Genomic DNA, 22,491 nt, shown 5'->3' on the forward strand with positions numbered 1-22,491 from the left:
GCTTCTCTCTAGCCTCCAATGACCTTGTTCGCGCGGAGCTTCGCGATCTCCTCCGCGCCGAGCCCGGCTTCCGCCAGGATTTCGTCCGAATGTTCGCCCAGGCCCGGCACGCCACGGCGAATGCCCGGCGTGTGGCCCTGGATGTTGATGGGCGTGCGCACCACGCCCGCCTGCCCCAGCGTCTCGTGCGGGATCTGCCAGACCATGCCGAGGTGCTGCACCTGCGGGTCCTCGAAGACCTCGCGGATGTCGTTGATGGGGCCGCAGGGGATGCCGGCCTCCTCCAGCTTCAGGATCCAGTATTCGCTGGGCTGCTGGCGCGTGACCTCGGCGATGGCGGCATTGACGGCGGAGCGGTCCTTCGTGCGGCCCTCCACCGTCTTCCACTCGGGCTTCGTGAGCCAATCCTCGCGTCCGGCCACGCGGCAGAACACCTCCCACAGCTTGGGCGAGGAGGCGGCGATGTTGATGGGCTTGTCGGCACTCGGGAACACACCCATCGGCGTGTTCACCGGGTGGTCATTGCCCGCCTGGCCCGCGACCTCGCCCTTCTGCAGGAAGCGCGTGGCCTGGAAGTCCAGCATGAAGACCTGCGCCTCCAGCAGCGAGGTCGAGACATAGCGGCCGCGCCCGGTCTTCTCCCGCTCATACAGCGCCATCATGATGGCCAGCGCCAGCAGGTTGCCCGCCGTCAGGTCGTTGATGGGAATCCCCACCCGCATGGGGCCGCGCCCCTTCTCGCCGGTGATGGTCATCAGCCCGCCCATCCCCTGCGCGATCTGGTCCACGCCGCCGCGCGTGGAATAGGGGCCGGTCTGACCGAAGCCCGAGATGCTGGCATAGATCAGGCGCGGGTTGCGGGCGGAGAGCGTGTCGTAGTCGATCTTGAGGCGGTGCTTCACCTGCATCCGCATGTTCTCGACCACGATGTCGGCGGTTTCGGCCAGCTTGAGGAAGGCGGCATGGCCGTCCGGGTGCTTCAGGTCGAGGACGATGCCGCGCTTGTTGCGGTGCAGGTTCGTGAAGTCGAACCCGTCGCGCGCGCCGCCCAGCGCGTCGCTCGCCCCCGGCGGTTCCACGCGGATGATCTCGGCGCCCCAGTCGGCCAGATGCCGCACGCAGGTGGGGCCGGCGCGGGCCAGCGTCAGGTCCAGGACGCGCAGGCCGGCGAGCGGAAGGGCGGAACCTGCGGCCTCCGCGCTGGCGGCGCTGCTGTGGCGGCTGTCATCCGGCATGGCTCTCTCCCGTTTCCCGGCGCGAGGTTAACCCCAAGCGCGCCGGCCCGGAACCCGGCCAGGCTACTTCCAGCCCAGCCGGCTCGTCAGGGTCCAGACCGGGCCGATGAGGAAGTTGCACATCAGCGTGCGCGCCAGGTGGAAGCCCAGCACCAGCGGCACGGCCAGTTCCAGCGTCTTGGCGGTGATGCCCATCTCCGGCATGCCGCCCGGCGCCATGCCCAGCATGACCGCGCCCACCGGCAGCCCGCTGGCCCAGCCGAGTGCCGCGCCCAGCGTGAGGCACAGGACACAGAGCGCGAAGGCGGAAATGATGGAGGCCCAGAGCAGCCGGCGCGAGGAGAGCAGGAATTCCCGCGTCAGTCTCTGCCCCAGCGTGGCGCCCATCGCCACCTGCGCCGCATCAACCAGCACCGTCGGCACCGAGGAGGGCAGATGGCCCACGGCGGCGGCCGTGATGGCCAGCGCGCAGGGGCCGATCATCCAGGGATTCGCGATGCCCGTGCGCCGCAGCGCGAAGGCCGCCAGCAGCCCCACCACCAGCATCAGCCCGAGCCCGCCGAGGTCGAAGGGCAGGCGCGGCGCCAGGAAGGCGGCGCTGTCACCCACCGGCGCGAAGGCCGTCAGCAGCGGCGGAATGGCCAGCACCACGATCACCACACGGATGGTCTGCGCCAGCGTCACCGGCGCGATGGGCGCGCCCGCCCGCTGCGCCAGCACCACCATGACGATGACGCCGCCCGGCACCGCCGCGAAATAGCCCGTGCGCGGGTCCACACCGGCCAGCCGCGTGAAGATCGGCACCGCCGCCACGCCGGCCGCGATGGAGAGCAGCCCCGCGATGAGAATGACCGGCATGGCCCCCAGCAGAGCGCCCAGCACCGGGCCCGAGAAGGTCTGCCCGAAGGCGAGCCCCAGCACGATCAGCGCCCCCGGCCGCGCGTAGGGGTGCACCGCCACCGGCCGGAACCAGGCCAATGCCGCTGTGCCCGCCATCGCCCCGATCATCCACGCGAGCGGCACCGAAAGCAGGTGGCAGATGGTGCCCCCCGTGAGCGCGGCGGCCAGGGTGAGCAGATGGGGGACGAGGCGCGGAGGAATGGACACTGGCGCGCAGGATCGGCCCTCGGCGCCGCCCGGTCAAACCCCGGGTCGTGATTCAGGCAGTGATTCAGGATGCGTTAAGGCTGCGCATGGTTTCTGGGATGCGGTCCCCATGAAACCGGAAGGATCGCCATGACCTCCCCCGTCGGGCTTGCCCGCCCCATGCTGGCCAGCCCCCCGCCCTTCCTCGAGCGCCCCTTGCAGGCGCCGACCGAGACGCCACCCGGCGCGCGGCAGGATATCTCGCCGCCCATCGCGCCAAATCCCAGCCTGCGCATCGAGCCGACGCTCGGCGTCGTGGTGTTCGAGGTGCGCGATGGCGCCGGCGAGGTGACGCGCAGCGTGCCCACCGAGCGCGAGTTGCGCGCTTACCGCACCGCCGCCCTGCGAGGGGAAGGCGTACGCGGGGAGGATGTTCGTGCGGAAGATGCGCCCGACGCCGCTTCCCGCGCGACGGGCGCGCCCGATCAGACCCGCAGCCCGCCCGGCGGCAGCCCCAGCAGCGCCAGCGCATTGGACGTGCCGGCCGAGGGCGCGCCGAAGGCGCCCGTGGATTCCGAAGCCCGGCTGATCAAGTAGCGTTCCGCCAGACGCTGAACCACCTTCGGGTCGTTCAGCGAGTCGAGCTTCAACCGCGCCTCCAGCGCGCGCGCCTGCGTCTCCACCGACTGAACGGCGATGGATTTCGGCAGGCCCACCGCCCCCAGCACCACACGGCGCAGCACCGGGTCACCCAGCACGGCGAAGGCGCCCTCGGCGCCCTTGGCGGCCCTTTCGCGGAACAGCAGCGCATCGCCCAGGCCCGGCTGGCTTTCTTCCAGCTCATCGCGCCAGCGCGCGCGGCGCAGCCCATCGGTCAGGCGCGCCTGGATGTCGGGGTCACGCAGCGCATCGAGGCCGCGTTCATCGAGGCGCAACGCCTCCGCCGCCGCCTTCCAGCGCTTGTCGGCCAGCCGGTTGACCAGGGATTTCGGGTCCGTCGGGTCGGAGGTCAGGGCGCGCATGGCCAGCCCCGCCTGCTGCGCGCCGTCGGGAATGCCCATGGCCACCGTCACCACCTGCAGCACGCGCGGGTCACGCAGGGCCGTCTGGATGTCCGGCGCCCGGTCCAGGGCGCGGCGGAACTGGTCCAGCGCGCGGGTCTGCATCGGGTCCTTCGCGATGCGTTCCAGCGCGCGCGTCTCCTCGAACTGCTTCTGGAAGCGACGGAAGGCGGTGATGGCGCTGCCCGCGTCCGACATGGCTCAGCCCGGCGCCGGGTTGGGAAGCGGGTCGCGCCGGGGCGCGGGCAGCGGCGGAATGCCCAGCACCTCCTCCTCATGGCGCATGACCCGGCGGGCGATGCGCAGCGCGGAATAGCAGTCATCGCCCTCGGCGGCCTCCCGCGCGCGGTCGAGCATCTCGCGCACGGTGGGGGAGGTGGTGGCGTCCATGAAGTCACGGATCAGGTCGCGCGCGGCGGCGAGGCCGGGCCCACGCTCCTCATCGGCGCCGATATAGGCCGTCTGCAAGGCGAAATAGATGCGCCGCGCCGGCGTGTTGGCGGCATCGGGCGCCATGATCTGCTTGCCGAAGAGAAAGCGCGCCTTGGCGGCGAGCTCGATCCGCGTGCGGTTGCGGAAGCGGATGGGCGCCCCGTTCACCACCATCAGATCACCCTGCCGCAACTCCAGAACGAGCGTGGACATCTTGTTCCCTTCCGACTGCTGCACGAAGGCGCCTCATGCGCCCCCGCGGAATTCCACCCTTCTGGTGCGAGGCCCTGCCGCGGTGGAGAGACCCTCTCCGGAACCGCGCGCGCCATACTCGCCGCAGCAGGTTAATGGCGCTTGAAGATCAGGCCTCGCGCGCTCACCGCAGGAAGCGCGCAAGCGTGAGTTCGGACAGCGAGCCGATGGCGCGGTAGCTCGCCTCCAGCGAGGTCCGGGTGGCCTGGAGGCGTTCCAGCGTGCTGGCCAGGTCCACCTCCTCGATGTCGGCGATCTGGCTGCGCAGCAGGTCCATGGTGGCGCGCTGGCGGCGCTGCGTGTCCTCCAGCCGCGCCGTCACCTGGCCAAGGCCGCCCGCCTCCTCGGTCAGCGCCTGCTCGGCGGCGGCGAAGCCGTCGCGCAGCCCGGCCAGCAGGTCCGTGTAGTTGGGCAGGTCATCCATCTGGGCGGGGTCGAGGGCGGCGAGGCTCATCAGGTTGCGCATCAGGTCGCGCGCCCAGCTTCCCGTCGTCTCGCCCGAACTGACGCTGACGGCGTTGCGGTCGGCGAAGATGCCATAGGCCACGAACTGCCCGTCGGCGGCGGGTGCCGCGCGGCGCGGCTCCTGGTCCGCGGGGGCGAGGGCGGCCTCGTCCTGCAGGAAGTCGGAAAAGGGCGAGACGCCCGCCACATTGCTCTGCGCGGCGGTGCGCGTGTCATTCAGCACGCTGGCCGCCCCCGCCGCACCCAGCGTGGCCACGGCCGTCGCCACATCCTGCGCCATCTGCCCGGTGGCCAACCCCTCTGGGTCTGGAATGGGCGGGCGGCCGATGTCGGAGCCGGAGAAGAGGTATTCCCCCGCATGGCGCACGTTCAGCAGATGCCCCATCTCGGTCAGCGCCGTGCGCGCCTGCACCTTCAGCGCCTCCAGCGCCACCGGGTCGCGCGTGTAGAGGCGCGGCAGGGCGGTGCTGCGGAAGTCCCGCGCGATCTCGGTGAGACGGCTGAGCGAGGCCTGCATCACCTCGGTGCGGCCGATGGATTGCGTCAGCACGCGGTCATAGGCGTCGAGCCGCCCCGATTGCGCGCGCAGCGAGACGGCGCGCGGCACGTCCGGCGCCAGGTCCCCCAGGCGGGAGGAGCGCTGCCCCGATGCGGTCTGGCGCGTCAGGATTTCCATCTGCGTGCGCAGCCGCGCGGTCTCGGCGGCCAGGCGGCCGGTGATCTCAAGGCTCAAGGGGGGTCTCCCTCATCACCGCACCATGTTGAGCAGCGTGTCCCACATCTGCTGGGCCGTGCTCATCACGCGGGCATTGGCGGCATAGGCGTTCTGCAACTGCACCATGGCGGCCATCTCCGCATCGGAATCCACGCCGGATTCCCGCTGGAAGCGGGCGTCGAGGCCACGCCGCAGCCCCTCCGCGCGCTCCCGCGACGCGGTCGCGGCCGCGCGGTCGGCGGTGTGGGCGCCGGTGACGACGGCGGCGTAATCCTCCAGCGTGCGCGGCGGCAGGAAGGGCGAGGCGAGGCTGCCATCCGGCCCCAACCCGCCCGAAGGCAGCGCCGCCCAGGCCGTGCCCGTGCGCACCGTGTCACCCAGCGCGTGGTTCAGCACGCGGTCCAGCATCAGGGTGAAGCCCGCGGGGCCGGTGGCGGGGTTGGGCGTGAAGGCGGTGGGGCCGCCCGGCGTATCGGCCACCGCATGGGTGCCGTCGCGCAGCAGCGTGGGGTCGGCCGCCACGGCGGGGTTCACGCGGATGCTGTTGGCGAAGCCCATCAGCCCCGCGGCGGGGTCGCTGTAGGGCAGGGTGATGTCGGGCACGGTGCCGGAGGGGGTGGTGAAGAGCCTGAGGCCCTGCCCCTCCATCCGGCTGGCCAGATGCCCGGCCGCGAGGTCGAGCTCGGCCTGGTAGCGCGGCAGGGTGGTGTCGCGCAGCGCGACATATTCGCCGAGCCGCCCGCCGCCCAATTGCCGCGTCACGTCCACGCCGCCCAGCATCACGCCCGGCAGGGTGCCGCCCGCGCCGAAAAAGGCCTCGGGCCCCAGCGCGGCCGGGGCGGTGGAAAAGGCGTCCTTGTCGGGGTCGAGCGGCAGGCCAAGGCCGCCCCGCGTCACCAGGATCAGCCCGCCATCGGATTGCGGCAGGGTTCGCAGCGGCAGGCTTTCGGACAGCCGCCCCAAGGCGAGGTCGCGCTTGTCCTCGAGGTCGCCGGTGGCGATGCCCAGCACGCGGTCGCGCTGGATGGCGGTGGTGAGCTGCGCCACCTCGCGCAGCCCGGCATTGATGCGCGCCACCTCCTCCTGGATGCCGTCCTGCGCCTGCTGCCGCGCCTCGCCGATCGCGCCCGCGATGTCGTTGAAGCTGAGCGCGAGATCATGCGCGGCCTGGAGGAACTCGCGTTGAAGCCCGGGTTCGCCGGGGCTGGCGCGCAGGCCGATGACGCTGGCGCGCAGCGCACCCAGGCGGTCGCCGATGGACTGACCGTCCCCGGGTTGGCCATGCGCGGCCTCGATGCCCGAAAGCAGTCGTTCGCGCACCGCGGCCCCCGCGGCCTCGCCCGCGCGGGCATGGCGCTCCGCGACCAGGGCCGCGTCCACGCTGCGCTGCGCGGCCCCCATGCGGACACCCATGGGCGAGTTGGCGTGCGAGACCGAGATGGTGTCGCCCGCCTTGCGCGTATAGCCCTCGGTGGAGGCGTTCGCGAGGTTCTGCGCCACCTGCGCCAGGCTGCGCTGGGTGGTGAGCAGGCCGCTGCGGGCGGCTCCGAAGGCGAGGTCCAGGCTCATGCGGGTTCCAGTGTGGTGAGACCGTGGTTAACCAAACCTTGACGGGCGATGCCGGCCGCGCCGCATCAGTGGCGCATGTTGCCCGCCGCGGAGCGGCACAAGTACCCCGCCGCGGAGCGGCACAAGTACCCCGCCGCGGAGCGGCACAAGCACGCCGCCGCGGAGCGGCACGGATGCGCCGCATCAGCGGCGCATATTGATCGTCTCCTGCATCATCTCGTCGCTGGTCGTGACCACGCGCGTGTTCGCCGTATAGGCGCGCTGCGCCACGATCAGCTTCGTGAACTCGGTGGCGATGTCCACGTTCGAGCGTTCCAGCGCGCCCACCACCAGCTTGCCCACGCCGTTGGAATTGGCGTCCGTCACCTGCGCCTCGCCGCTCTCGATGGTCCGCATGAAGGCGGCGCCGTCCAGGCGTTGCAGGCGGTCGGGGTCGCTGAAGCCCACGATCGGCACGCGGTAGATCATGCGCGACTGGCCATTGTCGTAGTTCACCATCACGTCGCCATTGTCGCGGATGGCCAGGCCCGCATAGGCGCCGGGCGGCACGCCGTTCTGCTGGAGGTTGCGCAGCGAGAAGTCGGTGCCCGCATATTGCGTGAGCCCCTGCGCCACCCCGAACCGGCCGAGGTTCAGCGCGATGTTCTGGTTGCCCAGCCCGAAATCCATCAGGAAGGGAAACTCGACGGGCGTGCCGGGCACGCCGGTGACGCCGTCGAAGCTCTCCACCGTGCCGTTGACACCAAAGACGATGGGGATGGTGACGGCGCCGCCCACCGGATCGGGCGAGATGGTCATGTCCCAGCTGCGCGGCGGCCCCGGCGTGCCGGGCGTCTGCGAGAAGGTGAGCGTCATGGCGCGCCGCGTGCCCAGCGTGTCATAGACCTGGACCTGGGTGCTGAAGGTCCGCGCATCGGCGGGCGTGGCCGGCGGGTCCACGCCGGGCAGGTTGGCCGCGATCTCGATGGTGCTGGTGGCGATGGGGTTGAACACCTGCTGGCTGACGCGGACGGGTTCCAGCGTCGTGCGGTCCACCAGGCCGCTATCCCCCACCGGCCAGCCTTGCAGGAAGTAGTTGGCGCCGTTCACCAGGAAGCCGTCGCGGTCCATGCGGAAATCGCCGGCGCGGGTGAAGAATTGCCGGTCGTCGAAGGTGGGCAGCCCGTCCACGAAGCCGCGCGCCTGGGCCACGCTGAAGAAGCCCTGCCCGCCGATGGCCATGCCCAGCGGGTTCTGGCTCTGCTCGATGGTGCCCTGCACCGAATGGGTGAAGGTGGGCCGTGCCAGCACGGAGCCAGGCGCGTGCAGGTTCGGCCCCGACTGGGTGACGAGGTCCTGGAAATTCGTGTCGATGCGCTTGAAGCCCACCGTCTGGCTGTTCGCCAGGTTGTCGGAGACATGGCCGAGCGAACGCGCCTGCGCGTTGAGCCCAGCGATAGCGGTGGTCATGGAGCCGAACAGGGACATGGGCATCCTTCCGGAAGAGGGCGGTGGCCCCGTGCCCCTCGCATCCCGCGTGCCAGCCCGGGGCGGGGTCCGGACGGCATTTCCTGCCGGGGAGCGGGCAGGCCCTGCCGGGGGCGGGGCGCGGCTTGCCGGCCCTGCGCGGCGCCGCGCTGGCCCCCGGCTTGCAATGGCGGGGCGCGGCCATGGCATGGGGCCAGGCCGCCGGAGACCCGCCCATGGAGGCGCAACTTCTGCCTGCCCTCGCCGCGCCGCCCGGTGCAGCCTTGGGGGCCACACCAGGGCTGGGCCCCACCGGGGATGCGCCGGCCGCCGGCTTCGGGCAGGTGCTGGCCGCGGCGCTGGCGCCCGCCATCGCGCTGGCTCCGGCGCCAGGCGAGGCGGGGCCGGCCGCGATCGTGACACCGCCGCCCACGCCCGGCGCCGCACCCGCACCCGCACCGGCCGCCATGCCCACGCCGCCGCAGGCGGGGGCGCCCTTGCCCGTGACCGAGGGTCCCATGCCGCAGCCGCCCATGCCGGTACCGGTGCCGCTGCCGCAGCCCGATACCGCCGCCGCACCCGTGCCAGCCGGCCCACCAGCCATCCTGGCCGCCGGGGAGGAGGAAACGCCCCCCGCCACGCCCGAGGAGGCCCCGCGCCCCGCGCCAGCAACGACGGCGCGCCAGGGCGCGGCCCCGACCCCCACAACCCGGCCTGGCCCCATTTCCACCACGCCGGAGGCGGCATCCCCTGTCGCCGAGGCGCCGCCCGCCAGCCCCGACGCCGCCGAAGCCGCGCCACCCGCCGCGCCCGCCCCGGATATGGAAAGCCCGGAACCGGACGCAGCGGCACCCGACTCCCCCGCGCCGGAAACAAGGACGACCGACCAGGCCGCGCCCGCCGGGCTTGCCCCGCCAGCCCCCGCCACCACGCCCCAGCCCCAGCCCCTGCTGGTCGCGGCCCTGGCCGTCGCATCCCGCCCCCCCATGCCCATGGCTCCCCAGCCGGCCGAGGACAGTGCGGCCGCGTCGGACGCCGCCGAGCTCGCACCTCGGGTGGCGCCCGCTCCGGCCGGGGTGCCCACGCCGCCGGAAGGCCCTGTCGCCGCGGCCACGCCGCAACGTCCCGAGGCCGCCGCCCGCCCGGCACCGCACCCCGAGGTGCCAGAGGCCGAAACCTCCGCACCCGAGGCCCCGCCGCGCACCGGCGCCACGCCCCCGGCGGAGACCGCCACCCCGTCGCCGCCCGCCGTCATCGCCCTCGCGCCCCGCGCGGCACCACCACCGCCCGCCCCCATGCCGGAACCCCGGCCCATGGAGGGCGTGGCCGGGCTTGGCCCGCTGGCCGCCCTCACGCCCACGACCGAAAGCCCGGCGGCGAGCGCCGCGCCGCCGCCCAGCCCCCCGCCGCCCATGCGCCAGGTGGCGCAGATGGCCGTGGCGCTGGCCTTCTCCCCCGCCACCGGCAGCTTCCGCCTGGCGCTGGAACCGGTGGAGCTGGGCCGCGTCGAGATCACGGTGCGGCGCGAGGGCGAGGCGCACCGCGTGCTGGTCATGGCCGAACGGCCCGAGACCCTCGCCCTGCTCCAGCGCGACCGGCAGGAGCTGGACCGCGCCCTGGCCCAGTCCGGCCTGGTGGTGGAGGAGGCGGGCATCGGCTTCTCCCTCGCCTCCGGCCAGGGCTCGGGCGGGGGCGAATGGGGCGGCCAGGGATGGGAAAGGGAGGGCTGGAGCGGCGGCGGCGGGCGCCCCGCGCCAGCCGAACCCGCCCTGCCCGAACCCCGCCGCGCCGCGCGCGGCCTGCTCGACCTGAACATCTGAACCCCGCCCCGAGGAAGGAGGCCCCATGTCCGGTTCCATCACCGCCGCAGCCGCCGCCGAGACCCAGACCGGCGCCCGCGCGGGCGCCCGCATCAACGCGGACTTCAACACCTTCCTGGCGCTGCTGACGACGCAGCTGCGCAACCAGGACCCCACCAACGCCATGGACGCCCAGCAGATGACGGCGCAGCTGGTGCAGTTCGCGAGCGTGGAGCAGCAACTCGCCGTCAACCAGAACCTGGAACGGCTGATCACGCTGCAACAGGGCAGCCAGCTGGTCTCCGCCGCGCCGCTGACCGGGCGCGTGGTGGAGGTGGAGAGCGAATACCTGGCCCTGCAAAGCGGCCAGGCCGTGATGCGCCTGCCGCCCGCCACGACCGGCGCCACCGCCGCGCGGGTGGACATTCTGGATCGCACCGGCCGCGTGCTGCGGAGCGAGGAGGTGGTGCTGTCCGCTGCCACGCAGGATTGGCGCTGGGATGGCCGCGATGCCTCCGGGCGCCAGCTGGCCGATGGCGCCTATCAGGCGCGGCTGAGCGCGGGCGGGGCGGCCCTGCCCTTCACCGTGGTGGGCCGCGCCACGGGGGCCGAGCGGGTGGAGGGCGATGTGCGCCTGAAGCTCGGCACGGTGGCGGTGAACTTCGACCGGCTGCGCGGCGTGGTGGAATAAGCCACCCGCTTAACCTTTCGGTGACATGCGCCCGGCAAACTCTGCCCAGGCCCCAGGATGGGGAGCCGGGAGCCATCAGGTGTTGCGGGACCACATTTCCCTGTTCTTGAGCCGTCCTTCCCGCCCGGGGGCGCCGCCATGCAGGCGCTGATCGAACAGATCAAGGCGCTGGGCCGCCTGCGCCTGGCCGCCCTGGCGGGGCTCGCATTGCTGACGCTGGGCGGCCTCGGCTTCCTGCTGCTGCGCTCAGGCACGCCGCCCATGGCGCTGCTCTACGGTGACCTGGAGGCGCGGGACGCCGGTGCCGTCGTGGCCGCGCTGGAACGCAGCCGCACGCCCTACCGGCTGGCGGCCGGCGGCACGCAGATCCTGGTGCCGGTGGAGGATGTGCCGCGCCTGCGCCTGAACCTCGCGCGGGAGGGGCTGCCGGCGGGCGGGTCCATCGGCAATGAGCTGTTCGACCGTGGCGAGGGGCTGACCACCACGCCCTTCCAGCAGGAAATGAACCGGCTGCGCGCGCTGGAGGGCGAGTTGGCGCGCTCCATCCGCGCGCTGCACGGCGTGCGGGGCGCGCGGGTGCATCTGGTGCTGCCGCGGCGCGAGGCCTTCTCGCGCGAGCGCGCCGAAGCACAGGCGAGCGTGCTGCTGACCATGCAGGGCTCGCAGCGGCTGGACCGCGAGGGCGTGCAGGCCGTGCTGCACCTGGTCGTGGCGGCCGTGCCCGGCCTGCGCCCGGCCAGCGTCTCCATCGTGGACAGCCGGGGTGAGCTGCTGGCGCGCGCAGGCCAGGCGCTGGGCGGCGCGGCGGGTGTCGCCACCGCCGATGAATTGCGGCGGGGGCAGGAGGCGCGCCTCGCCCGCGCCGTCGAGGAGATGCTGGAGCGCGTGCTGGGCCCCGGCCGCGTGCGCGCCGAGGCCGCCATCGAGATGGATTCCGACCGGGTGGAAACGCGCGAGGAGCGCTTCGACCCCGAGAACCAGGTGCCGCGCAGCCAGCAATCCGTCACCGAGAACAACCGCACCAGCGAACCCGCCAATGTCACCGTGGGCAACAACCTGCCCGGCGCCGACCCGGGCGCGGCCGGTGGCGGCACCCAGGAAAACCGCCAGGAGGAGACGACCAACTTCGAGATCGGCCGCACCATCCGCAACGTGCTGCGCGAACAGCCGGTGATGCGCCGCCTCTCGGTGGGCGTGCTGGTGGATGGCGTGATGGAACCGCGCGAGGGCGGCGGCACCCAGTGGCGGGAGCGCAGCGAGGCCGAACTTGCGCGCATCGCCACCCTGGTGCGCAGCGCGGTGGGCTTCAACGAACAGCGCGGCGACCGCGTGGAGGTCGTCTCCATGCGCTTCGCCGAGGCCGAGGTTCAGGCGCCGCCGCAGCACCCCTTCGGCATCGAGATCACGGGCGCCATGGTCACGCGCCTGATCGAGACGGCGGTGATCGGCGTGCTGGCGCTGCTGGCGCTGCTGCTGGTGGCGCGGCCGGTGGCGCGGCGCCTGGCGCTGACGCTGGCACCGCCGGCGGCGCTGGCGGGTGGCCAGGGCGGCGCGGCGGCGCTGGCGGGCGGCGGTGTGCCGGGCCTGCCGGGACAGGAAAATGCCGGGCTGCTGCCGGCAGGCATGGAAGTGGGAGAGGATGGCATGGTGAATCTGGCACAGGTGCAGGGGCAGATGCGGGCTTCCTCCATCACCCGCGTGATCACCCTCGTGGAGCAGCACCCCGACGAGACGCTGGTGGTGCTGCGCCGCTGGCTCACCCCGGATGACAACCAGTGAGCGAGACCCTCATTCGCCTGCGCGGCCCGCAGAAGGCCGCCATCCTGATGCTGACACTGGGCGAGGAACTCTCGGCCCAGATGTTCTCCCGCATGCAGGAGGACGAGATCCGCGACCTGTCGCACGCCATGGCGCAGCTGGGCAGCGTCTCGGCCGCCATGGTCGAGGCGGTGTGCGACGAGTTCTCCGGCCAGCTCGGCCAGGCGGGGCAGATCGTCGGCTCCTTCGAGACCACGGAACGCCTGCTGCTCAAGACGATGCCGCAGGAACGCGTGAACCAGATCATGGAGGAAATCCGCGGCCCCGCGGGTCGCACCATGTGGGACAAGCTGGGCAACGTGAACGAGACGGTGCTCGCGAACTACCTGAAGAACGAATACCCGCAGACGGTGGCGGTGGTGCTGAGCAAGGTGAAGCCCGACCACGCCGCGCGCGTGCTGTCCATGCTGCCCGATGGCTTCGCCATGGAGGTGGTGATGCGCATGCTCCGCATGGAGAACGTCCAGAAGGAGGCGCTGGAGGGCGTGGAGCGCACGCTGAAGATGGAGTTCATGTCGAACCTGGCACGCACCCAGCGCCGCGACCCGCACGAGATGATGGCGGAAATCTTCAATGGCCTCGACCGCCAGGCCGAGGGCCGCATCCTCGCCGCCCTGGAGGAGCGCAACCGCGAGGCGGCCGAGCGCATCCGCAGCCTGATGTTCACCTTCGAGGATTTGAAGCGCCTGGACAACACCGGCCTGCAGACGCTGCTGCGCGGCGTCGAGAAGGACCGGCTGACGCTGGCGCTGAAGGGCGCCGGCGAGGAAATGCGGGAGATGTTCTTCCGCAACATGACCGAGCGCGCGGCCAAGCTGCTGCGCGACGACATCGCGGCCTTGGGCCCCGTGCGGCTGAAGGATGTGGACGAGGCGCAGGCCGCCGTCGTCATCGCCGCGAAGGAACTCGCGGCCCAGGGCCAGATCCAGCTTTCGGAGGGCAAGAATGACCAGTTCGTCGAATGAGGCCGAGGGCGGCAACGAAGCCCCCTTCGAGCCCGCGCCCCCAGGCAGCACCCTGCCCACGGACGCCAACATCCCCACCACCCCGCGCGAGCTGGAGGCCGTCTATGACATCCCCGTGCAGGTCAGCGCCGTGCTGGGCCGCGCCACCATGCAAGTGTCGCAGCTGCTGAAGCTAGGGCGTGGCGCGGTGGTGGAACTCGACCGCAAGCTCGGCGAGGCGGTGGACATCTACGTCAACAACCGCCTCGTCGCGCGCGGCGAGGTGGTGATGGTGGAGGACAACCGCCTGGGTGTGACCATGACGGAAATCGTCAAGGCGGATCGCGGGCTGTGACGCGGCTGCTCATCCTCGGCTCGCTTTCGGGTGAGCTGGGCCAGGCGGCGCGGCTGGCCTCGGCCCGCGGCGCGGCGCTGGTGCAGGCCGAGGGTGTCACGGGCGCGCTGGCGCAACTGCGCGGCACGGGCGCGGACCTCGTCCTGGCCGATGTGACGCATGACCTGCCCTGGCTGCTAGAACGCCTGACGGAGGAGCGCATCGCCACCCCCGTCATCGCCTGCGGGCGCAACGCCGACGCCGATGCGGTGCTGCGCGCCATCCGTGCCGGCGCGCGCGAATTCCTGCCGCTGCCCCCCGATGCGGACCTCATCGCGGCCATGCTCTCGGCCGTGGCGGAAGGCCCGGATGCGCCTGTCTACCGTGACCCCGCCATGGCCGCGCTGATGGCGCGCGCGGAGCAACTGGCGCGCGCCGAAGCCTCGGTGCTGGTCACCGGCGAGAGCGGCACGGGCAAGGAGGTGCTGGCGCGGCACATCCACACCCATTCGCGTCGCCAGCGCGGCCCCTTCGTGGCGCTCAACTGCGCCGCCCTGCCCGAGACGCTGCTGGAGAGCGAACTCTTCGGCCATGAGAAGGGCGCCTTCAGCGGCGCCGTCGCCGCCCGCCGCGGCCGCTTCGAACAGGCCGAGGGCGGCACGCTGCTGCTGGACGAGATCGGCGAGATGGATCTGCGCCTCCAGGCCAAGCTTCTGCGCGTGATCCAGGAGCGCGAGGTGGACCGCCTGGGCGGCACCGGCCCCGTGCGCGTGGATGTCCGCATCCTCGCCGCCACCAACCGCGACCTGCCCAGCGAGGTGCGCGCCGGCCGCTTCCGCGAGGACCTGTATTTCCGCCTGAACGTGGTGGCGCTGCACATCCCGCCGCTGCGCGCCCGCCCCGGCGACATCCTGCCGCTGGCCGAGCATTTCGCGCTGCGCTACGCGGACGCCAACGGGCTGCCGCGCCGGCCGCTCGCGCAACTGGCGGCCTCGCGCCTGCTCGCGCATTCCTGGCCGGGCAATGTGCGGGAGCTGGAGAACACGCTGCACCGCGCCGTGCTGCTGGCGCATGGCCCCGAGATCACGCCCGACGCCATCGAGCTCATGGCGCCGCCGCCGGAAGCGGCGCCCACCGTCACCATCGCCGCCACCGCGCCCGCCAGCCCCGCCGAGCCCATCGCCGCCCTGGTGGGCCGGCGCATGGACGAGGTGGAGCGGGATCTGATCCTCGAAACCCTGGGCCGGTGCCTCGGCAACCGCACGCGGGCCGCGGAAATCCTGGGCATCTCCATCCGCACGCTGCGGAACAAGCTGGCCGAGTATCGCGGCCAGGGCCTGCCCGTGCCGCCCGCGCCGGGCCAGATGCCGGATAGCTGGAAGGTCGCGTGAAGGCACTTCCCCTCCCGCCCTGGCTCACCGGGCTGCGCATATCCTCCGAGGTCGCGCTGGTCCTGGCGGTGGCGCTGGTGCTCAGCATCCTCGTCATCCCGCTGCCGGCCTTCCTGCTGGACGCGGCGCTGGCGCTGAACATCACCATCTCGGTGCTGGTGCTGATGGTGGCGCTGCTGCTGACGAAGCCGCTGGAGTTCCAGTCCTTCCCGCAGATCCTGCTCATCACCACGCTGTTCCGGCTGGGGCTGAACGTGGCCACCACCCGCGCCATCCTGGCCAATGGGCATGAGGGGCCGCAGGCGGCGGGCAACATCATCGCGGTCTTCGGCCAGTCGCTCATGGGCGGCGACGTGCTGGTGGGCCTCATCATCTTCGCCATCCTGCTGCTGGTGAACCAGACGGTGGTGGCCAAGGGCGCGGGGCGCATCGCGGAAGTGTCCGCGCGCTTCCACCTGGACGCCATGCCGGGCAAGCAGATGGCGATTGACGCCGATCTCTCGGCCGGCACGATTGACGAGGCCGAGGCCAAGCGCCGCCGCCGCGACCTGGAGGAGGAGAGCAGCTTCAACGGCTCCATGGACGGTGCCGCGAAGTTCGTGAAGGGCGATGCGATCGTCGCCATCGTCTCGGTCTTCATCAACCTGCTGGGCGGGCTGGCCATCGGCATCGGCCGTCACGGCATGCCCTTCATGGAGGCGGTGCAGACCTATTCCATCCTGACGGTGGGCGACGGGCTGGTGGGGCAGATTCCCGCACTGCTCGTCTCGGTCGGCGCGGCCATCGTCGTCACCAAGGCCGCGCGCGAAGGCCAGGCCGATGCGCTGATGGCGAAGGAGCTGGGCACCTGGAAGCCGCTGGCCGTGGCCTCGGGCAGTTCGCTCGTGCTGGGGCTGGTGCCGGGCATGCCGCTGCTGCCCTTCCTGGCGCTGGCGGGGCTGACGGGCGGGGCCGCCTGGTATCAGCGCCGCAACCCCACGGCGGCACTTCCCCCGCCCGAGGAGGCGCCACCGCCCAGCAACGCCGAACCTCCGGTGGCCGAGGCGTTGCGGATGGACCTGCTACGGCTGGAACTGGGCTACGGGCTGCTTTCGCTGGCCGCCGGCGATGCGCCGCGCCTGTCGGAGCAAATCCGCGGGCTGCGCCGTTCCATCGCGCAGGAGATGGGCTTCGTCCTGCCCAGCGTCCGCATCCAGGACAACCTCGAACTGCCGGCCGATTCCTACGTGATCCGCGTGAAGGAGATCGAGGCCGCGCGCGGCAGCCTGCGCCCGCCCATGAACCTCGCCATAGACCCCTCCGGCAACATGCCGGACCTGCCGGGCGAGCGCACGCAGGAACCCGCCTTCGGCCTGCCCGCCCTCTGGATCGAGGAGCGTCTGCGCGAGGAGGCACTCGCCCGCGGCTGCACGGTGGTGGACTGCGCGGGCGTCCTCGCCACCCACCTGACGGAGGTGGTGCGCGAAAACATGAACGAGTTGCTCTCCTACGCCGAAACCCAGAAGCTTCTCGAGGAACTCCCGCGCGAACAGCAGAAGCTGGTGCAGGACTTGATCCCGGCCCAGGCCAGCGTGGGCACCCTGCAACGCCTGCTGCAATCCCTGCTGGCGGAGCGCGTTTCCATCCGCGACCTGCCCACCATCCTGGAAGGGCTGCAGGAAGCGGTGTCGGCGAATTTGCGCGCCCTGCCGCACATCCAGGCCGTGGTGCGGATGCGCCTGGCGCGGCAATTGTCGGAAGCCGCGCGCGGGCCGCAGGGCTATGTGGGCCTCGTCACCCTCTCGCCCGAATGGGAGGTGGCCTTCACCGAGGCGCTGACCGGCCCGCCCGAGGACCGGCAGCTGGCCATGGAGCCAGCGAAGCTCCAGCAATTCATCACCCGCATGCGCGACGTGCTGGACGCCCAGGCGGCGCAGGAGGAGGCGCCGGTGCTGCTGTGTTCCGGCGCGCTGCGGGCGCATATCCGCGCCATCGTGGAGCGCATCCGCCCCAGCACCACCGTGCTCGCCCAGGCCGAACTGCACCCGCGCATCCGCGTGCGCGCCCTGGCCAGCATCTGATCCATGCAGCTGCGGGTGTTCCATGGCCGCAATGCCTCGCTGGCGCTGGCCGCCGCGCGTGACGCGCTGGGGGATGAGGCCATCATCCTCGACACGCGGCGCGTGGGCGGCGGCGTGGAGGTGACGGCCGCGCTCGACGTGGCCGAACCCCTGCTGATCCCGCCCGAGGGCGCCACGGCACCGCTGGACCTTCCACCCGCGCTCGCGCGCCACAACCTGCCCGCACCACTGGCCATGCGGCTGGGCCAGGGGCGGCTCGCGCCCGCGCTGGCCGCGCACCTGGCCTTCGCGCCCCTGCCCCTGGAACGGCCCCTGCTGCTGGTGGGCCCGCCCGGCGCGGGCAAGACGCTGACCTGCGCGAAGCTGGCCGCGCGCGCCACCATGGCCGGGCAGACCCCGCTGGTGGTGACGGCCGATGGCGCGCGGGCGGGTGCCGTGGAGCAGCTCGCCGCCTTCACGCGGCTGTTGCGGCTGACGCTCGCCGTCGCCGCGCAGCCGGAGGTGCTGGCCAAATCCGTGCAGCGGCGCGAACCCGGCCAGCCCGCCTTCCTCGACGGCTTCGGCTGCGACCCCTTCGACGCGGCCCAGGCCGAACGCCTGCACCGGCTGATCGAGGCCGCGGGCGCCACCCCCGTGCTGGTGCTGCCCGGCGGGCTGGACGCCGAGGAAAGCGCCGACCTCGCCCGCGCCTTCCACCTGCTGGGCGCGCGCCACATGATCGCGACGCGGCTCGACAGCGCGCGGCGGCTGGGCGGCGTGCTGGCCGCCGCCGCCGCGGGCCTGGCACTGACCGAGGCCGGCATCGGCCCGCAGGTGGCGCGCGGCCTGCACCCCCTTTCCGCCGAATGGCTGGCCGGGCGCCTCAGCGCCGCCCCCGGCACACCCCTGGAGTGCGCGCCATGACGCGACTGACGGTCATCGCCTCCGGCAAGGGGGGTGTGGGGAAGACCTGCCTCGCCATCGGCCTCGCCCAGGCGCTGGCGGAGGGGGGCGCCAGCACGGCGCTGGTGGACGGCGACCTCGGGCTCGCCAATGTGGATGTGCAGCTTGGCATCACACCCACGCGCGACCTCGGCCATGTGCTCACCGGCGCCTGCACGGCCGCGGAGGCGCTGACGCCCCACCCCGCCGGCTTCGCCCTTCTGCCGGGCCGCTCGGGCGCCGCGGGGCTGGCTTCGCTGGGGGCCGAGGGGCTGGACCGCATGGTGGGCCTGCTGCGCGCCCTGCCGATGGAGGAGGTGGTGCTGGACCTCGGCGCAGGCCTCTCCCTCGCGCAGCGCCGCCTGGCCGCCGCCGCCGACATGCTGCTGGTCATCGTCACCGAGGAACCCACCGCCCTGACCGACGCCTATGCCGTGCTGAAGCTGCACCGCCAGGACAGCCGGGGGGCGGATGGCGGGGGGCGGTCCGCGCTGGTCGCCAACATGGTGCAGGGCCCGGCCCAGGCGACGCGGGTGCATGGCGCGCTGGACCAGGCGTGCCGGCATTTCCTGGGCCAGGGGGTGAAGCTGCTGGGCCATGTCCGGCGCGACCCCAAGGTGCCCGCCGCCATCCGCGCCCAGGCCCCGCTGCTGACGCGCCACCCGGACAGCCCCGCCGCGCAGGATTTGCGGATCCTGGCGGCGGCGTTGCGCGCCACCCCCCTCGGAAAGGCAGCGTGACACCCCATCTCACCTTGCGATGTCATCGCTTGCCACACGCCAGGCCCGCAGGGTTGCCCGCTATTATCGTTGGCTGGACGGGTTGTCCTTCTTCGAGGAACGCCGCGCGGAGGGCGAGGCCGCCCACCCCATCCATCGCGCCCTGACCGACCCAGACGGCGGCCCGGCCTCGCCCTATGTGCTGCACCGGCTGATGCTGGAGGGGCTGGCGCTGCCCGAGGCGCCGCGCGTGCTCGATGCCGGCTGCGGCTATGGCGCGACCATGCTGGACCTGGCACCGCGCCTGGGCGGGGACTGGACGGGGCTGACCCTGTCGGAGGCGCAGCGCCAGCGCGGCGGGGCGGCCCTCGCGGCGGCGGGGCTGGCCGACCGGGTGCGCATCCGCGTGCAATCCTATGACATGCCGCCGCCCGGGCCCTTCGACCTGATCATCGGCATCGAGAGCCTGATCCATTCGGCAGCCCCGGAAGCGACCATCGCGGTTCTGGCCTCGGTGCTGGCGCCGGGCGGGCACCTGGTCATGGTGGATGATATGCCGGAGGAGGGCATGCCGCCCGAGGCCGCCCGCCGCTTCGACGTCTTCCGCCGCTACTGGCGCGCCCCCGTGGCGCCCACGCGCGCGGGCTGGGTGCGGGCCATGGAGGGGGCGGGGTTGACCCTGGTGGGCGAGCGCGACCTCTCGCCCCTGCTGTGTGTGCGTGACATGGCGCAGGCGACGCCCCGCCTGCGCGAGTTGCGGCGCTGGCCCCTGCGGCTGCGGCGCGCGTTGGGCTTCGGCGTGCGCGCCGAGGCGGAGATCGGCGGGATCATGCTGGAAACCCTCCAGACGGAGGGCTTCGTGCGGTATCGGCTGCTGGTGGCGAAGAGAGTTTAGGCGTCCGATCCGCTCCGGCGTGCCGCCGGGGCGGTGAATCGGCCGCGCAAAAGCCTCACGCCCCCGCCAGCGTCATCCCATCCACCCGCAGCGTCGGCGCGTCGGTGCCGCGCTTGAATTCCAGGTCATCGGCGGCGGTGAGTGCCTGGAACATCTCGGGCAGCTTGCCGGCTATGGTGATCTCGCCCACCGGCTCAGCCAGTTGGCCGTCGCGGATCATGAAGCCCGCCGCCCCGCGCGAATAATCGCCCGTCAGGCCGTTCACCCCCATGCCGATGAGTTCGGTGACATAGAGACCCAGCTTGATGTCCGCCATCAGCGCGGCGGGCGAGACGCGGCCCGCCTCCAGCCAGAGATTGGTGGGCGAGGGCGAGGGCGGGCCGCCCGTGCCGCGCGCCGCGTGCCCGGTGGAGGCGAGGCCCAGCTGCGCGGCACTCCGGCTGTCCAGCAGCCAGGTGGTCAGCATGCCGTCCTCGACCAGGGCGCGGCGCTGCGCGGCCTGGCCCTCGCCGTCGAAGGGGCGCGAGCGGGGGCCGCGCGGGCGCAGCGGGTCGTCCCACACATTCATACCGCGCGGCAGGATCTGCGTGCCCATCGCGTCCTTCAGGAAGGAGGTGCCGCGGGCGATGGAAGCACCATTGATCGCCCCCACCAGATGCCCCAGCAGCGAGGCCGAGACACGCGGGTGATAGATCACCGGCAGCACGGCGGATTTGGGCCGCGTGGGGTTCAGCCGCGCCACCGCCTGTTCGCCGGCGCGCCGGCCGATGGCGACGGCATCCTCCAACTCGGAGAGATAGACGGCGCTGGCATAGTCGTAGTCGCGCTGCATGCCGGTGCCCTTGCCGGCCAGCGCCGTGGCGGAGACGCTGTGCGAACCGCGCCCATACTCCCCGAAGAAGCCGCGCGAGGTGGCGAGGCTGCGCGTGCCGCGCGACCAGCCGGCGGAGGCGCCCTCGCTGTTCGTCACACCCGTCACGGCCAGCGCCGCTTCCTCGGCGAGCGCGGCGCGGGCCAGCAGGGCGTCGGCATCGGGCGCCTTGCCATCATCGAGGTCCAGCGCGGCCATGCTGGGTGCCGGCGCGTCCAGGATTTGCGCGAAGCGATCCTCGGGCACGATGCGCGCCATGGCCACGGCGCGTTCGGCCAGGGCGGCGAAACCTTCAGGGCGTGCCTCGGTGGCGCTGACGATGGCGACGCGCTGGCCGACAAACACGCGCAGGCCGAGGTCCACGCCCTCGCTGCGCTCCAGCTGTTCGATGGCGCCAAGGCGGCGCTGCACGGCGAGCGAGGCGGAGCGCACCAGCAGCGCATCCGCCTGCTCGGCCCCCGCGCGCTTCGCGGCGTCGAGCAGGGCGCCGAGAAGGTCCTGGCTGTTCATGCCGCGAGCTTCCCCGCGATCTCGTCCAGCATGGGCACGCGCCCGATCGGCCCCATGGCGGCCAGCGTCGGCCGCGCGCGGAAGAGGCGGTGGGCGGCGCGCTGGATGTCCTCCACCGTCACGGCGGCGATACGGGCCTTGGTCTCCTCGATGGGGATCACGCGGCCATGGATCTGGATGTGCCGCGCGATCTGCTCGCAGCGGCTGCCGGTGGATTCCAGCGACATCAGCAGCGAGGCGCGGAGCTGCGCCTTGGCGCGGTCCAATTCGTCCTGCGTCACGTCGAGCTGGACGCGGCGCAGTTCCTCCACCGCCACGGGCACCAGCTCCGCCGCCTGTTCCTCGCCCGTGCCGGCGTAGAGGGCGAAGATGCCGCTGTCCTGGTAAGGATGCGCGAAGGAGTAGATGGAATAGACGAGCCCGCGCCGTTCCCGGATTTCCTGGAACAGGCGCGAGGACATGCCGCCGCCCAGCAGCGTGGAGAGCAGCAGCACCGGGTAATGGTCGCGGTCGGTGTAGTGGGCCGAGGGGAAGCCCAGCACCAGGTGCACCTGGTCGAGGTCGCGTTCCTCACGGTATTCGCCGCCCAGATAGCGCGCGGCCTCGGGGGCCGGGGGCGCCACCTGGGGCAGGTCCGCGAAATGCGCCTGCACCAGTTCCAGCACCGCCTCGTGCGAGACGGCGCCGGCCGCGGCCACCACGGTGCGCGAAGGGCCGTAGTGCCGCGCCATGTAGCCGGTCAGCGCCTCGCGCTTCATGGTCTCGATGGTCTGCTCGGTGCCCAACGTGGGGCGGCCCATGGCCTGTTCCGGGAAGCAGGCGTGCTGGAAATGGTCGAAGATGATGTCGTCCGGCGTGTCGTTCGCCTGGCCGATCTCCTGCAGGATCACGCCGCGCTCCCGCTCCAGCTCCTCGGGTGTCAGCGTGGAGTGGCAGAGGATGTCGCCGATGATGTCGGCGGCCAGGCCCACATCCTCCTTCAGCACCTTGCAGTAGTAGGCGGTCTGCTCGCGCGCCGTGTAGGCGTTGATGTGGCCGCCGACATTCTCGATCTCGCGCGCGATGGCCGCCGCGTCGCGCCGCGCCGTACCCTTGAAGGCCATGTGTTCGAGGAAGTGGGAGGCGCCGTTCTCCGGCGCGCTCTCATGCCGCGTGCCGGCATGGACATAGGCGCCGATGGAGACGGTCTCGACGCGCGGCATGTGGTCGGTGACGACGACGAGGCCGGAGGGCAGGGTGGTCAGGCGGAGGGATTCGGACATGGGGGATATGTGGTC

At 72.4% G+C, this 22,491-nt stretch carries 20 protein-coding genes; 11 read left to right on the plus strand and 9 right to left on the minus strand.

What is annotated here, in order from left to right; translation table 11 throughout:
- Positions 1-8: 8 nt before the first annotated feature.
- Both GGQ83_RS01130 and GGQ83_RS01135 read right to left on the minus strand, forming a co-directional pair.
- Positions 9-1,235 (minus strand): CaiB/BaiF CoA transferase family protein, encoded by a 1,227-nt coding sequence (locus tag GGQ83_RS01130; RefSeq protein ID WP_184381755.1) that lies wholly within the window; start codon positions 1,233-1,235, stop codon positions 9-11.
- 63 nt (positions 1,236-1,298) lie between these two features.
- A complete protein-coding gene (locus tag GGQ83_RS01135) occupies positions 1,299-2,342 on the minus strand; it encodes an AbrB family transcriptional regulator (RefSeq protein WP_184381756.1) in 1,044 nt (347 codons plus the stop codon).
- 129 nt (positions 2,343-2,471) lie between these two features.
- Here GGQ83_RS01135 and GGQ83_RS01140 point away from each other — a divergent pair, with 129 nt between their 5' ends.
- Positions 2,472-2,918: a hypothetical protein gene (locus GGQ83_RS01140; protein WP_184381757.1), complete on the plus strand. Its 447-nt coding sequence runs from the start codon at positions 2,472-2,474 to the stop codon at positions 2,916-2,918.
- Here GGQ83_RS01140 and GGQ83_RS01145 read toward each other — a convergent pair.
- The 5 genes from GGQ83_RS01145 to flgE all read right to left on the minus strand — a co-directional run bounded on the left by GGQ83_RS01145 (position 2,807) and on the right by flgE (position 8,471).
- Positions 2,807-3,580, minus strand: coding sequence for a DUF1217 domain-containing protein (locus GGQ83_RS01145; protein ID WP_184381758.1), 774 nt, complete (start codon positions 3,578-3,580; stop codon positions 2,807-2,809). The two genes, GGQ83_RS01140 and GGQ83_RS01145, sit on opposite strands and share 112 nt — an antisense overlap.
- 3 nt (positions 3,581-3,583) lie before the next feature.
- Positions 3,584-4,027 carry a flagellar biosynthesis repressor FlbT gene (locus GGQ83_RS01150; protein WP_184381759.1) on the minus strand — a complete coding sequence of 148 codons (444 nt, stop codon included), beginning with the start codon at positions 4,025-4,027 and terminating at the stop codon, positions 3,584-3,586.
- 163 nt (positions 4,028-4,190) lie between these two features.
- Positions 4,191-5,264 carry a flagellin gene (locus tag GGQ83_RS01155; RefSeq protein ID WP_184381760.1) on the minus strand — a complete coding sequence of 358 codons (1,074 nt, stop codon included), beginning with the start codon at positions 5,262-5,264 and terminating at the stop codon, positions 4,191-4,193.
- A 15-nt stretch (positions 5,265-5,279) separates the two neighbouring features.
- Positions 5,280-6,815 (minus strand): flagellar hook-associated protein FlgK, encoded by a 1,536-nt coding sequence (locus GGQ83_RS01160; RefSeq protein ID WP_184381761.1) that lies wholly within the window; start codon positions 6,813-6,815, stop codon positions 5,280-5,282.
- Between the two features lie 183 nt (positions 6,816-6,998).
- Positions 6,999-8,471, minus strand: a complete 1,473-nt coding sequence (gene flgE / locus GGQ83_RS01165) for a flagellar hook protein FlgE (protein WP_311726879.1) — start codon at positions 8,469-8,471, stop codon at positions 6,999-7,001.
- Positions 8,472-8,497: 26 nt separating this feature from the next.
- Between flgE and GGQ83_RS01170 the strand changes: the two genes are divergently transcribed.
- The 10 genes from GGQ83_RS01170 (at position 8,498) to GGQ83_RS01215 (ending at position 19,833) form a co-directional block, all read left to right on the plus strand.
- Complete coding sequence (locus tag GGQ83_RS01170; RefSeq protein ID WP_184381763.1) at positions 8,498-10,081, plus strand: flagellar hook-length control protein FliK; 1,584 nt, start codon at positions 8,498-8,500, stop codon at positions 10,079-10,081.
- 25 nt (positions 10,082-10,106) lie between these two features.
- The gene (locus tag GGQ83_RS01175; protein ID WP_184381764.1) at positions 10,107-10,751 is read left to right on the plus strand and encodes a flagellar hook assembly protein FlgD; all 645 of its coding nucleotides are present in this window, start codon (positions 10,107-10,109) and stop codon (positions 10,749-10,751) included.
- Positions 10,752-10,889: 138 nt separating this feature from the next.
- The gene (gene fliF / locus GGQ83_RS01180) at positions 10,890-12,530 is read left to right on the plus strand and encodes a flagellar basal-body MS-ring/collar protein FliF (RefSeq protein WP_184381765.1); all 1,641 of its coding nucleotides are present in this window, start codon (positions 10,890-10,892) and stop codon (positions 12,528-12,530) included.
- Complete coding sequence (fliG, locus tag GGQ83_RS01185; protein WP_311726882.1) at positions 12,527-13,534, plus strand: flagellar motor switch protein FliG; 1,008 nt, start codon at positions 12,527-12,529, stop codon at positions 13,532-13,534. Before fliF ends, fliG begins: the two co-directional genes overlap by 4 nt.
- Positions 13,515-13,868, plus strand: coding sequence for a flagellar motor switch protein FliN (gene fliN / locus GGQ83_RS01190; RefSeq protein WP_242534824.1), 354 nt, complete (start codon positions 13,515-13,517; stop codon positions 13,866-13,868). The genes fliG and fliN overlap by 20 nt, the downstream gene beginning before the upstream one ends.
- The gene (locus tag GGQ83_RS01195; RefSeq protein ID WP_184381766.1) at positions 13,865-15,238 is read left to right on the plus strand and encodes a sigma-54-dependent transcriptional regulator; all 1,374 of its coding nucleotides are present in this window, start codon (positions 13,865-13,867) and stop codon (positions 15,236-15,238) included. The genes fliN and GGQ83_RS01195 overlap by 4 nt, the downstream gene beginning before the upstream one ends.
- Positions 15,235-17,298 (plus strand): flagellar biosynthesis protein FlhA, encoded by a 2,064-nt coding sequence (gene flhA, locus GGQ83_RS01200; RefSeq protein WP_184381767.1) that lies wholly within the window; start codon positions 15,235-15,237, stop codon positions 17,296-17,298. The genes GGQ83_RS01195 and flhA overlap by 4 nt, the downstream gene beginning before the upstream one ends.
- A gap of 3 nt (positions 17,299-17,301) precedes the next feature.
- Positions 17,302-18,201: a P-loop NTPase family protein gene (locus GGQ83_RS01205; RefSeq protein ID WP_184381768.1), complete on the plus strand. Its 900-nt coding sequence runs from the start codon at positions 17,302-17,304 to the stop codon at positions 18,199-18,201.
- Positions 18,198-18,959, plus strand: a complete 762-nt coding sequence (locus GGQ83_RS01210; protein WP_242534825.1) for a nucleotide-binding protein — start codon at positions 18,198-18,200, stop codon at positions 18,957-18,959. The genes GGQ83_RS01205 and GGQ83_RS01210 overlap by 4 nt, the downstream gene beginning before the upstream one ends.
- A 19-nt stretch (positions 18,960-18,978) precedes the next feature.
- Positions 18,979-19,833, plus strand: coding sequence for an SAM-dependent methyltransferase (locus tag GGQ83_RS01215; RefSeq protein WP_184381770.1), 855 nt, complete (start codon positions 18,979-18,981; stop codon positions 19,831-19,833).
- A gap of 55 nt (positions 19,834-19,888) precedes the next feature.
- Here the strand turns inward: GGQ83_RS01215 and GGQ83_RS01220 are convergent, their stop codons facing one another.
- Together GGQ83_RS01220 and GGQ83_RS01225 are read right to left on the minus strand one after the other, a co-directional pair.
- Positions 19,889-21,214 carry a TldD/PmbA family protein gene (locus GGQ83_RS01220; protein WP_184381771.1) on the minus strand — a complete coding sequence of 442 codons (1,326 nt, stop codon included), beginning with the start codon at positions 21,212-21,214 and terminating at the stop codon, positions 19,889-19,891.
- A complete protein-coding gene (locus GGQ83_RS01225; protein WP_184381772.1) occupies positions 21,211-22,476 on the minus strand; it encodes a M16 family metallopeptidase in 1,266 nt (421 codons plus the stop codon). The genes GGQ83_RS01220 and GGQ83_RS01225 overlap by 4 nt, the downstream gene beginning before the upstream one ends.
- Positions 22,477-22,491: the final 15 nt, after the last annotated feature.

The organism is Roseococcus suduntuyensis, assembly GCF_014196305.1.
GTDB lineage: Bacteria > Pseudomonadota > Alphaproteobacteria > Acetobacterales > Acetobacteraceae > Roseococcus > Roseococcus suduntuyensis.